Origin of the sequence: Castellaniella sp. (genome assembly GCF_047971665.1) — a bacterium.
In the GTDB taxonomy this organism is placed as follows: domain Bacteria; phylum Pseudomonadota; class Gammaproteobacteria; order Burkholderiales; family Burkholderiaceae_B; genus Castellaniella.
The window spans coordinates 65911-80613 of record NZ_JBKEAA010000012.1; the positions used below are offsets into that span (position 1 = coordinate 65911).

Here is a 14703-nt window from a genome sequence, read left to right on the forward strand (position 1 = left end):
GCCTGCAGCCGGTGCTCGATCTGGCACCGGACCATGCCATTCATTCGGGGCGCTGTTGCAGCACCGGTTTCAGGGGTCAAGGCAGCGGTTGTACCCAGGACGATACCACCGCTGTCAATCGACATCTCTCAGCGGTACACCAGATCACGGAAGGTCAGCGACAGGTCGGGCCAGTAGGTGATCACCATCAGGCAGACCACCACCACGCCGACGAAAGGCAGCAGTGGCCGGATCAGGCGCTCGATGGGCACCTTGGCCACCGTGCAGGCGGCGAACAGGTTGACGCCGAAGGGCGGCGTCACCATCCCCAGCGCCAGATTCACCACCATGATCACCCCGAAATGCGCCGGGTCGACACCGAACTGCACCGCCACAGGCAACAACAGAGGCGCCAGCACCACGATGGATGCGGACGTCTCGATGAACATGCCGATGAAGAACAGGGTGATGTTCACGCCCAACAGGAAGGTGAGTCCGCTGTCGAACAGGTGGCTGAGCCATTCGCCCAGCATCATCGGCACACCCGCGCGATTCAGCAGAAAGCCGAACACGCCCGCGTTGGCGATGATGAACATGATGATCGCCGTGGACACCACGGAGCGGTGAAACGTGCGCCCCAGCGTCGCGAAGGTCAGCCGGCGATAGATGAAAATGCCCACGAACAGTGCATACACCACGGCCACGGCCGAGGCCTCGGTGGGGGTGAAGATCCCGCCGTAGATCCCGCCCAGGATGATGACCGGCATCAGCAGTGCCCACCAGGCCTTGCGAAAAGCCGTCCAGACCGGCAGGCGGCCGTCACCGTCGTGCCTGCCCAATCCGTTGCGGCGCGCGTACAGCCAGACATACGCCATCAGCGCGACGACAATCAGCACGCCGGGGCCGATGCCGGCGATGAAGACCTCGCCCACCGACGTATCGGTGGACACGGCATACAGAATCATCGGAATGGACGGCGGAATGATGACGCCCAGTTCCGCGGCGGAGGCCTGCAGCGAAGCCGCGAAAGGCGCCGGGTAACCATGCTTGACCATGGCGGGGATCAGGATGGCCCCCACCGCGAAGGTGGTGGCCACGCTGGATCCGGCCACCGCCGCGAAGATCATGCAGGTCAGCACGCAGCTGCAGGCCAGCCCACCCTGCACGCCGCCCACCACGCTCTTGGCGAACTCGACCATGCGCTCGGAGATGCCGCCTTCCTCCATCAGGTTGCCCGCCAGGATGAAGAAGGGCACGGCGACCAGGGGATATTTGTCCAGGGCAGCGTAAAGCTGCTGCGCGATCACCAGCCAGGTCATGTGACCGTCGAACCCGACGCCGACCATGGTAGCCAGGCCGATCGACACGGCGACCGGCACGGTCAGGCCGAAAAACAGCAGCATGGAAACAACCATCAGCTGCGACATGATGCAATTCCCCGGTCAGATGGTTTCAATGTGGACGCGCCGGGGGCCTTCGGCCCAATAGGCCAGCGCGGCAAGCAGGGACAGCATCGCCCCCACAGGAATGGACAGGTAGATCCATGAAATGGAGACCCCCAGACTGGGCGTGGACTGGAACCGGACGCGCCAGGTCATGTCGATCCCGATCCAGATCAGGAACCCCAGGAATCCGACCACGATCAGCAGGACGAGGTGCTCCAGGATCCGCGCCCGATGCGGGGCAAGCAGGTTGTGCAGCAGATCCACGCCCAGCATGGCGCCCCGGCGGAACGCCAGGGCCACCCCCAGCATCACGGCCCAGATGATGGCGGCCCGCGTCCAGGCCTCGGACCAGGCCGAAGGCGATTCCAGGACAAAGCGCGCCAGGACCTGATAGAAGCCCGCGCCCACGGCGGACCACAGCAGGCCCTGGGCAACCCAGGACACCAGCCGGGACAGGCCCCGGTCGATCAAGCCGAGTAAACGCATGTTGCCCCCTTGGCGCTGCGCACCGCCCCCCCGAGGGGGAATTCGCGCTTGGGGCGGCCCGGCGCGCTCATGGCTTTACTGCGTATCGCGGATGGCATCGACCAGTTCCTTGCCGAACTGTTTGTAGTACTGCGGGTAGACCGGCTGGACGGCCTTGACGAAGGCGGCGTGATCCACCGTGTTGACCTGCATGCCATTGGATTTCAGGGTCTCGATGCCGTCCTTCTCGACCTGGTCGACATAGGCGCGCATGGCTTTGGCGCCTGCGGCGGCGGCCTCTTTGAATTTGGCCTTGCCGGCGTCGTCCAGACCGTCATACACGGAGGGCGACATCAGGATCAGCGCCGGACCATACACATGCGCCGTCAACGACAGGTATTTTTGCAGCTGCCACATCTTCACGGACACGATCACCGACAGCGGGTTTTCCTGGCCATCGATGGTGCCTTGCTGGAGCGCGGTGGCGACTTCGGGCCAGGCCATCGGCGTGGCCAGCACGCCCAGTTCCTTGAATGCGGCGATATGGATGGGATTTTCCGTCGTGCGGATCTTCAGGCCCTTGATGTCGGCGGGCTCCTTGACCGGACGGACATTGTTGGTCAGATGGCGAAAGCCCTGCTCGCCCCAGGCCAGGGCCACCAGGCCGCGCTTGGGGAACTCGGCCAGCATGTCCTGGCCGATCTTGCCGTCCAGCACCTTGCGCGCATGCGCCAGATCGCGGAACAGGAAGGGAATGTCGAACACCCCGGTCTGTGGCACGAAATTCAGCGTGGCGCCCGTGGACACGATGGCCAGATCGATGGTGCCCAGCTGCAGGCCCTCGATGACCTCGCGCTCGCCGCCCAGCGCACTGTTGGGGAACTGCTGCACCTTGAAGTCCGGCGCGCTGGCGCCCAGGGCCTTGACGAAGGCGGCGGCGCCCGCGCCATAATGCGAGTTCTCGGACAGCGCGTACGCCATCTTCAGCGTGGTCTGTGCCAGCGCCGGCGCAGTCGCCGTCATGCCGACCAGCGCCGCCGCGGCGAGCCATCCTGCGAATTTCTTTGCTTGAAACATGGTGTCGTCTCCCGAATCTGATATGAATGTTGTCCGGCCGCGCCCGCGGCCCGGGCGCGAGCCGTCAGAATCACGCTGCGCGCAAAGCACCAAAGCCATGGTGTTCTAACATGAAGTCCGGCAGGCTCGCAATGGAAACCGCGCCTGGGTCCGGGTTATCACAGAGATGAAATACCCTCTGTACGCACCGGACCGGCCAGACAGTACACTTGGACGACGCGCAGGCCCGACGACACGGCCTGGCACCGCTTTCACCCCACCAGAGAACCGGCATGACCCAAAAAATCGCAGTGATTCCCGGCGACGGCATCGGCACGGAGGTCATGCCGGAAGGCCTGCGCGCGCTGGAATCGGCCGCCGTCCGGTTCGGTCTGGATCTGGACTTCGAGTCCTTCGACTGGGGCTGCGACCATTTCCTGCGCGAGGGTCGCATGATGCCCACCGACTGGAAGCACCGCATCGGCGGGCACGACGCCATCCTGTTCGGTGCCGTGGGCGCGCCCGACAAGGTCCCGGACCATGTCGCCGTCTGGGATTCCATCATCACCATCCGTCGCGAATTCGACCAGTACGTGAATCTGCGTCCTGCCCGGCTGATGCCCGGCGTACCCAGCCCGCTGGCCAATCGTCAACCGGGCGACATCGACTTCCTGGTGGTGCGCGAGAACACCGAGGGGGAATACTCCAGCCTGGGCGGACGCATGTTCCCGAACACGGACCGCGAATTCGTCATCCAGGAGTCCGTCTTTACCCGCACCGGGGTCGACCGGGTCCTGAGATTCGCCTTCGAGCTGGCGGCGCGCCGACCCGAACGGCACCTGACGGCCGCCACAAAATCGAACGGCATCTCCATCACCATGCCCTACTGGGACGAGCGCCTGAAGGCCATTGCCCAGGAATACCCCACCGTGACCTGGGACAAGTTCCACATCGACATCCTCTGCGCCCACATGGTGCGCCACCCCGACCGCTTCGACGTGATCGTGGCCTCGAACCTGTTCGGCGACATCCTGTCCGATCTGGGGCCGGCCTGCACCGGAACGATCGGCATCGCTCCATCGGCCAACCTGAACCCGGACCATCTGTACCCCTCCTTGTTCGAACCCGTGCATGGGTCCGCCCCGGACATCGCCGGCCAGGGCATCGCCAATCCGGTCGGGCAGATCTGGTCGGCCGCCATGATGCTCGAACACCTTGGCCAGGGAGAGCCTGCCTGGCAGCAGGCCGCCAACGCCATTCTGAAGGCCATCGAGACCGTACTGGCCGATGGCCCCCGGACCCCTGACATGGGCGGCACGGCACGCACCGCCGAGATGGGTCAGGCGATTGCCGATCACATTGCCCGCGCGCCCTGAGCCGCCTCCCGGCGCGCATCGACCCGGCCCTGCGCGCCGCGCAGACGGGCATGGGCGAACAGTTCGACGGCTCCTGGGCCATGCCTGCGCCCGAGACCGGGGACGCCTGCTGGCGGTCTGGACCCGCAACGGGGCCCGGCAGTTGGGGCCCGGCAGTTGCGCATGGCCCGCCACCTGCGCTGCGGCCAGGAGACTTGGGCGCCGGGCTATTCCTCGACGTACCAGGTGTCTTCGGACAGCATCACCTGCTGGTGCCCATAGCCAGCCGGCATCATCGGGAAGCAATTCTGCAGCGGCACCACCGCCACGTCCAGAAAGTACGGCCCGTCATGGGCCATGCAGGCGGCCAGCGCCGCATCCAGGTCGCGCGGGTGCTCGACCCGCGCCGCACCCCAGCCAAAAGCCCCCGCCAGCGCCACGAAATCCGGGATCGAGGCGTTGTAGCTATGGCTGTAGCGGCCCTCGTGAATCAATTCCTGCCACTGGCGCACCATACCCATGTGCCCGTTGTTGCACAGAATCAGCTTGACCGGCGCGCGGTGCTGCGCGGCGGTGGCCAGTTCCTGGATGTTCATCAGCACGGACGCATCGCCGCTGACGCAGACCACCGGCTTGTCCGGATGCGCGATCTGCGCGCCGATGGCGGCGGGCAGCCCGTAACCCATGGTGCCCGCGCCGCCGGAAGTCAGCCAGCGGTTGGGCCGGTCGATGCGGATGTACTGGGCGGCCCACATCTGGTGCTGGCCCACATCCGTGGCCACGACGGCGTCGCGGCCGGCCAGCAGGCCGTCGATGCGCCGCATCAGGTCCTGGGGCAGGATGGTGTCGTCCGAGGGCGGGAATTTCAGGCAGTCGCACGCCTTCCAGACGGAGATGCGCTGCCACCATTCGTCCAGCCGGCCGGATTCCAGCACGGCCTGGCCCAGCTCCTTGTGCAGGGCGCGCAGCAGCGGATAACAATCCCCCACCAGCGCCACATCCGCGCGCACGACCTTGTCGATCGAGGCCGGATCGATATCCAGGTGAATCTTGTCGGCATGCGGACAGAAGTCCGACAGCCGGCCCGTGATGCGGTCATCGAAACGCGCACCCACACAGACGATCAGGTCGGCATGGTGCATGGCCAGATTCGCCTGCAACGTGCCGTGCATGCCGAGCATGCCCAGGAACTGTGCATCACCGGCCGGGTAGGCGCCCAGCCCCATCAGCGTGAGCGTGCAGGGAGCGCCGGTCGCCTGCACCAGGCCGCGAAAGGCGTGGCAGGCATCGACACCCGAATTGATCAGGCCGCCGCCGCCATAGAACACGGGACGGCGGGCGCGGGCGATCAGCGCGGCGGCCCGCTTGAGCGCGGCCTCCGTCGCGGGCGCCAGCGACTCGACGGCGGGCTCGGGATCCACAGCCGCCACCGCGTGTTCCGGCGGCACCCGGGCAATCTGCAGATCCTTGGGAAAATCCAGCAGCACCGGGCCGGGACGGCCGGCGCGCGTCAGGCGCAGTGCCTTGGCCGCCAGATCGGCGATGTCCTCGGAACGACGCACCTGTGCATTCCATTTGGTGACCGGGCGCGAAATCCCGACGGCATCGCATTCCTGGAAGGCGTCGGTGCCGATGGCGCTGGTCGCCACCTGGCCACTGATGCACAGCACGGGGATCGAGTCGCACAGCGCATCCAGCAGGCCGGTGGTGGTGTTCGACATGCCCGGACCGGAGGTCACGAAGACCACCCCGGGACGGCCGGTGGACCGGGCATAGCCCTCGGCGGCATGCACGGCGGCCTGCTCATGACGCACCAGAATGTGACGGATGCGCGGCTCGGCATACAGGGCGTCGTACAGCGGCAGCACCGCGCCGCCCGGATAGCCGAACACGGTATCCACCCCCAGGGAGATCAAGGTATCCAGCAACACCTCGGCGCCATTGCGGTCGAGAACGGACACGGAAGCGGCGACAGAGGCTGCGGTAGGGGCATTCACGGGAGTTCACCTGTACTGAAGATCGAGGGATGTCGCGCCCGCGCCTCACGCACGGAACCGCCCGGCGGGATTGCCGCCGGGATTCGTGGGTCCGAGATGCCTGGGCTCGTCGGCGCATCTCTATAATGGGTCCAGTTTATCCCTTTTCGTTCGCATCCCATGGCCTCCCATCGTCCACCCTGGCATACCATGCGCGTCTCGACCCTGCATGGCACCGGCGTTTTCGCCGCGCGCGATATCCCCGCCGGCACCCGGATCCTGGATTACGGCGGCCGGCGTCTTTCGGCCGAGCAGGCCGATGCCCGCTGGCCGGTCAACCCCGATGACCCCTACCACACCTTCTATTTCGCACTCAGCAGCGGCCAGGTGATCGACGGCGGCCAGCGCGGCAATGATGCCCGCTGGATCAACCACGGCTGCGCGCCCAATTGCCAGGCGCGCGAGAACGAAGCCGGCACCCGCGTGGCGATCTATGCGCTGCGGGACATTCCGGCAGGCGCCGAACTGCTCTACGACTACGGCCTGGTGATCGATGAGCCGCTCACCCGCACACTGAAACGCCACTACCGCTGCCGCTGCGGCGCGTCCAAATGCCGGGGAACGATGCTGGCACTGCCTGACAAGGGCTGAGTCGGCGGCCTTCCCCACCTCGCCGCCTGCATGCGGCTCGGATTCGTCCGGCACCGGGCAGTCCGCAGGGACTGCCCGGTGTCCGTACTCATCCCAACTGGCAAATGTGGCGTTTCGCAGTAGGATGCAGAGTTGCTATCTGTCACTCTCGCCACCTCCGCCCCGACCGCTCCATGTCAGACGACCACGTTGCCGATTCCTCCGAGCCGACCGAACACGCCTCTCCCTCCGACCCGCCCCTGCGCGTCCCGCTGCGCTTCGAAGACTGGCTGACCGTCCTGACCCTGGGCGCCCTGGCCTGCATCACCCTGGCCAACGTGATCGTCCGCTACCTGACGGCGGAGTCCTTTGCCTGGACCGAGGAGATTTCCATCTTCCTGCTGATCGTGCTCACGATGAGCGCCAGTTCTTCGGCTTTCGTCCGCCTGCTGCACATCCGCATCGAGCTGCTCGCCGACGGCGGCAGCCCTGCGCGCAAGCGGCGCTTTGCCCTGGCCGCGAGCATCGTGTCACTGCTGTTTTTTGCCGGTCTGACCGTCCTGCTGGGCCGCATGTCCCTGGACGAATACAACTGGGGCGATACCTCACCGGCCATCGGCGTGCCCACCTGGTGGTATTCCATGTGGCTGCCGATCCTGTCGGCGATCATCACGCTGCGACTGGCCGGCATGCTGCGACGCGCCTGGGGGAACACATGATTCCCACCCTGTTGTTCGGCCTGTTCGCCGTTCTGATGGTCATCGGCGTGCCCGTGGGCATCGCCCTCGGGGCGGCCGGCACGCTGGCTATCGCCCTGGCCAACCCCGACACCCACTGGTTCGGCCTGATGGCGGTCTCGCAGAGTTTTTATGCCGGCCTGGCCAAATACCCCCTGCTCGCCATCCCCATGTTCGTGCTGGTGGGCTCGATCTTCGACCGCTCCGGCGTCGCCGCCAAGCTCGTGCGTCTGGCCCAGTCGATCACCGGCAACGGCCCTGGCATGCTGGCCGTCGTCGCCATCACCGTCGCCATGTTCCTGGGCGGAATTTCCGGGTCCGGACCGGCCTGCGCCGCCGCCGTGGGCGCCATCATGATCGGTGCCATGAACCGCGCCGGCTACCCACGCGCCTATTCGGCCAGCGTGGTGGCGGCGGGCGCGGCCACCGACATCCTGATCCCGCCCTCGATCGCCATGATCGTCTATTCGGTCCTGGTGCCGGAAGCCTCGGTGCCGGCACTGTTCGCAGCAGGCATGTTCCCCGGCATCCTGGCCGGCCTCGGGCTGATCATCCCGGCCGTCTGGTTGGCGCGGCGCCACAAGATGGGCGAGGCGGCGCGAGCCGAACCCCGGCCGCCTTTCTGGCGCAGTCTGTTCGAGGCCATCCCCGGCCTGGCCGCCCCCGTCATCATCCTGGGCGGCATGCGCATGGGCTATTTCACGCCCACTGAAGCCGCCGTGGTCGCCGTGTTCTACGGCCTGCTCATCGGCCTATTCGTGCACCGCACCATCCGTGTGCGCGACCTGTTCATCATCCTGCGAGAGGCCGGAGAACTGTCCGCCGTGATCATGCTGATCGTCACGCTGGCGGGGATTTTCGCCTGGTCGCTGTCCACCCTGTCGATCATCGACCCGATCACCCAGGCCATCGTGCACTCCGGCCTGGGACAGTACAGCGTGCTGACGCTGCTGATCCTGCTGCTGATCGTGGCGGGCATGTTCCTGGACGGGATTTCGATCTTTCTGATCTTCGTGCCGCTGATCCAGCCAGTCGCCCAGGCCTTCGGCTGGGACCTGGTGTGGCTGGGCGTGGTGCTGACGCTGATGGTCGCGGTGGGCCAGTTCACCCCGCCGGTGGCCGTCAACCTGATGGTCGCCAGCAAGATCGCCCGGATTCCCATGGAAACCACGGTGCCCTGGGTCCTGTGGCTGGTCGCCGGCATGCTCTGCACCCTGGTCCTGACCGTGATTTTCCCGCAGATCGCGCTCTGGCTGCCGCATTATCTGGGATACTGAACACGGACCGATTCATTTGCGCACGAACCAGACTGATTTTTCAAAGAGGAGACTGACATGCGTTTCAATCGTTTCATCGGCGCCGCCGCCCTGGCCTTCACGGCCCTGGCCGCGGTCATGCCGGCCCAGGCGGCCGACTACAAGTCCGAATACAAACTGTCCATCGTGGTCGGCACCAACTTCCCCTGGGGACAGGGGGCGGTGATCTGGTCCGACCTGGTGCGCGAGCGCACCAATGGCCGCATCAACATCAAGATCTACCCCGGCACCTCTCTGGTGCAGGGCGACCAGACGCGCGAATTCACGGCCATCCGCCAGGGCGTGATCGACATGGCCATCGGCTCGACCATCAACTGGTCCCCGCAGGTCAAGGAACTGAACCTGTTCTCCCTGCCGTTCCTGATGCCCGACTATCCCGCCATCGATGCCCTGACTCAGGGCAAGGTCGGCGAGCAGCTGTTCGACACCCTGTCCAAGAAAGGCGTGGTGCCGCTCGCCTGGGGCGAGAACGGCTACCGCCAGCTGTCCAATTCCTCGCGAGAGGTCAAGAGCCCCGAGGATATCAAGGGCATGAAGCTGCGCGTGGTCGGTTCACCGCTGTACATCGACATCTACACCGCCCTGGGCGCCAACCCGACCCAGATGAGCTGGGCCGATGCCCAGCCCGCGCTCGCCAGCGGCGCCGTCGACGGCCAGGAAAACCCGCTGTCCATCTACGCCGGGGCCAAGCTCTACGACGTCGGCCAGAAATACCTGAGCCTGTGGAATTACGTCGCCGACCCCCTGATCTACGTGGTCAACAAGGACGTCTGGAATTCCTGGACCCCAGCCGACCAGAAGATCGTGCGTGAAGCCGCCATCGAGGCGGGCCGCCGCGAAATCGTCATCGCCCGCAAAGGCGTGACCAGCAGCGACGATTCCCTGCTCAAGGAAATCGAAGGCCACGGCGTCAAGGTCACCGTGTTGTCGCCCGAACAGATCGGCGCCTTCGCCAAGGCGACCCGGCCGGTGTTCGACAAGTGGGCCAAGCAGATCGGCCCCGACCTGGTGAAACAGGCCCAGTCCGACATTGCCAAGCGCTGAGCGCGCTGGGCGGCCCCTGACCCGGGGCCCGATGCCGCTCCTTCCTGTACGCCGCGTCCGGTCGGACGCGGCGTTTTTTCATGCGCGGCGCGGCGCTGCGCGCAGGATACGGCCTTCGCGACAGCGTATGATGCTGACGGTTCACCGCCCTGTCGCCTGTCCATGGAAATCACCTTCGACGTCACCGTCCTGCTGTTCTTCGTCGCGCTGCTGGCGGGTATCGTCGACGCCATTGCCGGCGGCGGCGGCCTGATCACCATCCCGGCGCTGCTGGCGGTGGGCCTGCCGCCGGGAGCCGCCATTGCCACCAACAAGATCGGCGGCATTGCCGGGTCGACCGCCGCCACGCTGCATTTCCTGCGCATGCGCCAGATCGACCTGAAACGCAGCCGCTGGATGATGCTGACCACATTCCTGGGCTCGCTGACGGGCGGCATCGCCCTGACGCAGATCGGGAGTGATGTGCTGCGTCAGGTGATCCCCTTCCTGCTGATCGGTTTCGCGCTGTATTTTCTGCTGGCGCCCCGCGTCGGGGCCGAGGATCGCGCCCAACGAATCACGCCCGCCCTGTATGCCGCCACGCTGGCGCCGCTGATCGGTTTCTACGACGGATTTTTCGGGCCCGGCACCGGTACATTCCTGGCCATCTCCTGCGTCACGCTGCTGGGCTTCAATCTGGTCAAGGCCACGGCGCACGCCAAACTGCTGAACCTGTGCAGCAATCTGGCTTCCGTCCTGTTTTTCGCGGCCAGCGGCCACATCGCCTGGGCCTTCGGCCTGCCGATGCTGGCCGGCCAGTGGATCGGTGGCACCATTGGCGCGCGCCTGGCCGTCACACGCGGCCACCAGCTGATCCGCGTCCTGATGGTGTCCATGGCGCTGATCGTGTCGATGAAAATGCTTCTGGAATGAATGCCGCGCCGGGCTGCGCCTGACCCGGCATGCCACGCTTGGCGCGACCGCCCATCCGCACCGTCCGGTCCGGCGAATGCCGGTGGTCAACCCTCCCCGCGCAGGCAGCGCAGATCCAGGTTCACATCGCCGTGTTCGCATGACACCCAGGCGCTGCGGTCGGTGACGTTCACGCTCAGGCTCATATTGCGTCCGGCCAGCGCCGTCAGGGCGCGTGTGGCCTCGGCATCCAGCGCCCAGGCCTGCAGATTGGCGGCCCGGCCCAGCTTGTCGCGCACCCCGGACCACCAGATGTCCACGCCCCGGCCATAGGCCAGTACGATCACCCGTCCGGACCGGCCGCAGGCCTTCAGCAGGCGGCGCTCGTCGGGCAGGCCGACCTCGACCCACTGCTGGATCGCGCCGGTCAGATCCAGGTTCCAGAGATCGGGCTCGTCCGTGTCGCTCAGGCCCCGGGTGAAGACCAGCCGTTCGTCGGCCTCGACCCACAGGGCATAGGCCAGCAGCCGCACCATCAGGCGCTCGTCGGTCTCGGACGGATGCCGGGCGACGGTGACGGCATGACTGCCGTAATAGGCGCGGTCGTTGTCCGCGACATGGATTTCCGCCTTATAGATAGTAGCGCGCAGGGCCATGGCGGTTCTCGTTCCTATTTCGGCAGCGTGCCGAAAATGAAAGTCTACTGTGATTAGCACTTCTTTTTGCCGCCGGGACGCCCCAAGGCAAAAAGCGCCCCCTCGGGGGGCAGCAAGCGGGCGTAGCCCGCGCAGCGTGGGGGCCCTATTTGAACGCCGTCTCGATGAAACTGCGCAGCTTGCGCGAATGCAGGCGCTCGCCCGGCATCTCGCGCAGGTGTTCCAGCGCCCGGATACCGATATGCAGGTGCTGATCGACCTGCGTGCGGTAGAACGCGGTCGCCATGCCCGGCAGTTTCAGTTCGCCGTGCAGCGGCTTGTCCGACACGCACAGCAATGTGCCGTAAGGCACGCGAAAGCGAAAGCCGTTGGCCGCGATGGTGGCCGATTCCATGTCCAGGGCGATGGCGCGCGACTGCGACAGGCGCTGCACCGGCTCCTGCTGGTCGCGCAGTTCCCAGTTGCGGTTGTCGATGGTGGCCACCGTGCCGGTCCGCATGATCTTTTTCAGCTCCCAGCCGGAGAGGCCGGAAACATCGGCCACGGCCTGTTCCAGCGCGACCTGGACCTCGGCCAGCGGCGGCACCGGCACCCACAGGGGCAGATCGTCGTCCAGGACATGGTCCTTGCGCACATAGCCGTGGGCCAGCACGTAATCCCCCAGCCGCTGAGTGGTGCGCAGCCCGGCGCAATGCCCCAGCATCAGCCAGGCCGATGGCCGCAGCACGGCGACATGGTCGGTGATGGTCTTGGCATTGGATGGCCCTACCCCGATGTTGATCAGGGTGATGCCGGTGTGGCCCGGCCGCTTGAGGTGATAGGACGGCATCTGCGGCAAGGGCGCCGGTCCCACGCGAGCCTCGTCCAGGGTGCCCCGCGTGACGACGCGGTTGCCAGGCTCGATCAGCTCCGTGTAGCCCCCCTCGCCCGAGGCCAGGGTCTCGCGCGCCCACTGCACGAACCCGTCCACGTAGAACTGATAATTGGTGAACAGCACAAAATCCTGGAAATGCGCCGGCGCCGTGGCCGTGTAATGCTGCAGCCGGTGCAGGGAATAGTCGATGCGCGGCGCGGTAAAAGGCGCCAGGGGCCGGGCCTGATTGGCACGGCCAGCCCAGGTGCCGTTGACGATGGCATCATCGGTCACCGCCAGATCCGGCACATCGAAATGGTCGCGCAGGGTATGGCCGGGGATCTCGGAGTATTCGCCTTCGACGTATTCACCCTCGGGAAAGGCAAAATGCAGCGGGATGGGCAGGTCCGATTCGCCGATCTCGACCGGCACGCCATGGTTGCGCAGCAGCAGGCGCACCTGTTCACGCAGGTAGTCGTGGAACAGCGCGGGCTGCGTCACCGTGGTCATGTAGACGCCCGGCTCGACCAGATGGCCATAGGACAGGCGGCTGTCGACTTCCTGGTAGGAATGCACCCGGATGCGGATCGCCGGATAGCAGGCGCGCACCCGCTGGCCGGCCGCCAGGCCGTCGACACAATATTCGCGAAAGGCCTCGCGGATGAAGGCGGTATTGCGCCGGTAGATCTCCAGCAGCCGGTCGACCGCCGCGTCGGCGTCCTCGTAGCTGGAGAACGGGATCAGCGGCGGCAGCCGGGTCGGGCGCGCGGTGTCGATGAATTTTTCCATGCGCCTGATTATGGCAGGTCTGCGTGACAGCGCCACGTCAGAACATGAAGGGCGCTGTCAATCCCCGCAGAAAATCCATCGGCCGCTCCTCGCTGAGGCGCCTGGCTGGCAACATCCGGTCCAGCATGTCTGCATCGCCAACCGGACAGACAGGACAATGACTCAGCGCCGGTGCACCTCCCGACCCGCCGCATAGGTCGCGGCGATGGTCCGGTCGTCGCCCAGCATCGCCAGGGCGAACAGCAGTTCTTCCAGAGAGTCGGCCAGGGCGCTGCGGCGTTCCAGCAGCGGCGTGGCCTTGGGATCGAGCACAATGAAGTCGGCCTCGGCGCCCGGCGCCAGCGTGCCGATCCGCCCGGCCATGCCCAGGTGCCTGGCCGCACCCTGCGTGGCCTGCCAGAACATGCGTCGCGCCGTCAGGTAGTAGCCGGACAGGCGCGCGACCTTGTGCGCCTCATTCATGGTCAGCAGCATGGAAAAAGACGAGCCGCCGCCCACATCAGTCGCCAGGGCCACCGGCATGCCGAAATTCCTGGCCGCCGCGAAATCGAACAGACCGCTGCCCAGGAACTGGTTGGATGTGGGACAGTGCGCGGCGACGGCGCCTGCATCGCGCATGCGGCGACGGTCATCATCGTCCAGCCAGACACAATGTCCGTAGACAGCGCGGGGCCGAAGCAGGCCGTACTGGTCGTAGATGTCCAGGTAGCTGCGATAGCCGGGAAACAGGTCCATCACCCACTTCACCTCGTCGCGGTTCTCCGACACGTGCGACTGGATGAACACGTCCGAATACCGACCGGCCAGCTCGCCGCACAGACCGAGCTGCTCGGGGGTGGAGGTCGGCGCGAAACGCGGCGTCAGGGCATACGACTGGCGGCCCCTGCCATGCCAGCGCCGGATCAGGTCCTCGCTGTCACGGGCTCCGGATTCAGCCGTGTCGCGCAGGTATTCGGGACAGTTGCGGTCCATCATGACCTTGCCCGCCACCATGCGCAGATTGCGCGTGTGGCTTTCCTCGAAGAAGGCCTGCGCCGAGCCCGGATGCACAGTGCAGTACACCAGCGCGGTGGTGGTGCCGCAACGCAGCAACTCGTCCAGGAAAAAACGCGCCACATCCTGGGCATATTCCGGGTTCTCGAAGCGCCGCTCGGTCGGGAAGGTATAGGTTTCCAGCCACGGCAGCAGACCCGGCGCCGGCGAGGCGATCATGTCCGTCTGCGGGTAGTGGATGTGCGTGTCGATAAAGCCCGGCGTAATCAAGTGGCCGCGCCAGTCCTGAACCGACGTGCCGGGGGGCAGCGCTCCGATCAGCCGGTCGTAGTCGCCGCACTGCTCGATGCAGCCGTCACGCACGACCAGCAGGCCGTCACGGATCCATTCGCAGGCATCATCCTCGGCCTTGGGCGTGTCGCGGAAATACAGCAACTGCGCGCGGTAGGCCTGCCCGACAGAGGGATGCTGTCCGGCGGGTGCAGATGGGGAGGTGGCCATCTTCGAGTCTCCTTTGT

General features: G+C 66.0%; 13 protein-coding genes. 6 read left to right on the forward strand and 7 right to left on the reverse strand.

All coding sequences use genetic code 11. The annotated features are described in order from the left end of the window. Positions 1–128: 128 nt before the first annotated feature. The 3 genes from ACK5JE_RS03490 to ACK5JE_RS03500 all read right to left on the reverse strand — a co-directional run bounded on the left by ACK5JE_RS03490 (position 129) and on the right by ACK5JE_RS03500 (position 2966). The gene (locus ACK5JE_RS03490; protein ID WP_416800331.1) at positions 129–1406 is read right to left on the reverse strand and encodes a TRAP transporter large permease; all 1278 of its coding nucleotides are present in this window, start codon (positions 1404–1406) and stop codon (positions 129–131) included. Positions 1407–1421: 15 nt separating this feature from the next. After that, positions 1422–1910 (reverse strand): TRAP transporter small permease, encoded by a 489-nt coding sequence (locus ACK5JE_RS03495; protein ID WP_416800332.1) that lies wholly within the window; start codon positions 1908–1910, stop codon positions 1422–1424. A 75-nt stretch (positions 1911–1985) separates the two neighbouring features. Next, positions 1986–2966 carry a TRAP transporter substrate-binding protein gene (locus tag ACK5JE_RS03500; protein ID WP_416800333.1) on the reverse strand — a complete coding sequence of 327 codons (981 nt, stop codon included), beginning with the start codon at positions 2964–2966 and terminating at the stop codon, positions 1986–1988. A 272-nt stretch (positions 2967–3238) separates the two neighbouring features. On the opposite strand from ACK5JE_RS03500, the gene ACK5JE_RS03505 reads away from it, so the two are divergent. Next, positions 3239–4321: a tartrate dehydrogenase gene (locus ACK5JE_RS03505; protein ID WP_416800334.1), complete on the forward strand. Its 1083-nt coding sequence runs from the start codon at positions 3239–3241 to the stop codon at positions 4319–4321. Positions 4322–4527: 206 nt separating this feature from the next. Here the strand turns inward: ACK5JE_RS03505 and ilvB are convergent, their stop codons facing one another. Beyond that, positions 4528–6297, reverse strand: coding sequence for a biosynthetic-type acetolactate synthase large subunit (gene ilvB, locus ACK5JE_RS03510; RefSeq protein ID WP_416800335.1), 1770 nt, complete (start codon positions 6295–6297; stop codon positions 4528–4530). Positions 6298–6456: 159 nt separating this feature from the next. On the opposite strand from ilvB, the gene ACK5JE_RS03515 reads away from it, so the two are divergent. From ACK5JE_RS03515 to ACK5JE_RS03535, 5 genes are all read left to right on the forward strand, one after another. Continuing rightward, complete coding sequence (locus ACK5JE_RS03515; protein WP_416800336.1) at positions 6457–6927, forward strand: SET domain-containing protein; 471 nt, start codon at positions 6457–6459, stop codon at positions 6925–6927. A gap of 173 nt (positions 6928–7100) precedes the next feature. Next, on the forward strand, positions 7101–7625 hold the full coding sequence (locus tag ACK5JE_RS03520; RefSeq protein WP_416800337.1) for a TRAP transporter small permease: 525 nt from the start codon (positions 7101–7103) through the stop codon (positions 7623–7625). Continuing rightward, positions 7622–8920, forward strand: a complete 1299-nt coding sequence (locus ACK5JE_RS03525) for a TRAP transporter large permease (protein WP_416800338.1) — start codon at positions 7622–7624, stop codon at positions 8918–8920. The genes ACK5JE_RS03520 and ACK5JE_RS03525 overlap by 4 nt, the downstream gene beginning before the upstream one ends. Positions 8921–8977: 57 nt before the next feature. Then, complete coding sequence (locus ACK5JE_RS03530) at positions 8978–10003, forward strand: DctP family TRAP transporter solute-binding subunit (RefSeq protein WP_416800339.1); 1026 nt, start codon at positions 8978–8980, stop codon at positions 10001–10003. Positions 10004–10165: 162 nt separating this feature from the next. Further along, positions 10166–10915, forward strand: coding sequence for a TSUP family transporter (locus ACK5JE_RS03535; protein WP_416800340.1), 750 nt, complete (start codon positions 10166–10168; stop codon positions 10913–10915). An 86-nt stretch (positions 10916–11001) separates the two neighbouring features. Here the strand turns inward: ACK5JE_RS03535 and ACK5JE_RS03540 are convergent, their stop codons facing one another. The 3 genes from ACK5JE_RS03540 to guaD all read right to left on the reverse strand — a co-directional run bounded on the left by ACK5JE_RS03540 (position 11002) and on the right by guaD (position 14686). Continuing rightward, a complete protein-coding gene (locus ACK5JE_RS03540; RefSeq protein ID WP_416800341.1) occupies positions 11002–11550 on the reverse strand; it encodes a YaeQ family protein in 549 nt (182 codons plus the stop codon). A 145-nt stretch (positions 11551–11695) separates the two neighbouring features. Continuing rightward, entirely contained in the window at positions 11696–13192 is a 1497-nt protein-coding gene (locus tag ACK5JE_RS03545; RefSeq protein ID WP_416800342.1) for an AMP nucleosidase, read from the reverse strand. Positions 13193–13354: 162 nt separating this feature from the next. Beyond that, positions 13355–14686 (reverse strand): guanine deaminase, encoded by a 1332-nt coding sequence (gene guaD / locus ACK5JE_RS03550; RefSeq protein ID WP_416800343.1) that lies wholly within the window; start codon positions 14684–14686, stop codon positions 13355–13357. Positions 14687–14703: the final 17 nt, after the last annotated feature.

Bases quoted from the DNA above. Each gene is read 5' to 3' on its own strand.
- ACK5JE_RS03505 (WP_416800334.1), top strand. From the start codon at position 3,239: ATGACCCAAAAAATCGCAGTGATTCCCGGCGACGGCATCGGCACGGAG.
- ACK5JE_RS03520 (WP_416800337.1), top strand. From the start codon at position 7,101: ATGTCAGACGACCACGTTGCCGATTCCTCCGAGCCGACCGAACACGCC.
- ACK5JE_RS03530 (WP_416800339.1), top strand. From the start codon at position 8,978: ATGCGTTTCAATCGTTTCATCGGCGCCGCCGCCCTGGCCTTCACGGCC.
- ACK5JE_RS03540 (WP_416800341.1), bottom strand. From the start codon at position 11,550: ATGGCCCTGCGCGCTACTATCTATAAGGCGGAAATCCATGTCGCGGAC.
- guaD (WP_416800343.1), bottom strand. From the start codon at position 14,686: ATGGCCACCTCCCCATCTGCACCCGCCGGACAGCATCCCTCTGTCGGG.
- ACK5JE_RS03495 (WP_416800332.1), bottom strand. From the start codon at position 1,910: ATGCGTTTACTCGGCTTGATCGACCGGGGCCTGTCCCGGCTGGTGTCC.
- ACK5JE_RS03545 (WP_416800342.1), bottom strand. From the start codon at position 13,192: ATGGAAAAATTCATCGACACCGCGCGCCCGACCCGGCTGCCGCCGCTG.
- ACK5JE_RS03500 (WP_416800333.1), bottom strand. From the start codon at position 2,966: ATGTTTCAAGCAAAGAAATTCGCAGGATGGCTCGCCGCGGCGGCGCTG.
- ACK5JE_RS03535 (WP_416800340.1), top strand. From the start codon at position 10,166: ATGGAAATCACCTTCGACGTCACCGTCCTGCTGTTCTTCGTCGCGCTG.
- ACK5JE_RS03525 (WP_416800338.1), top strand. From the start codon at position 7,622: ATGATTCCCACCCTGTTGTTCGGCCTGTTCGCCGTTCTGATGGTCATC.
- ACK5JE_RS03490 (WP_416800331.1), bottom strand. From the start codon at position 1,406: ATGTCGCAGCTGATGGTTGTTTCCATGCTGCTGTTTTTCGGCCTGACC.
- ACK5JE_RS03515 (WP_416800336.1), top strand. From the start codon at position 6,457: ATGGCCTCCCATCGTCCACCCTGGCATACCATGCGCGTCTCGACCCTG.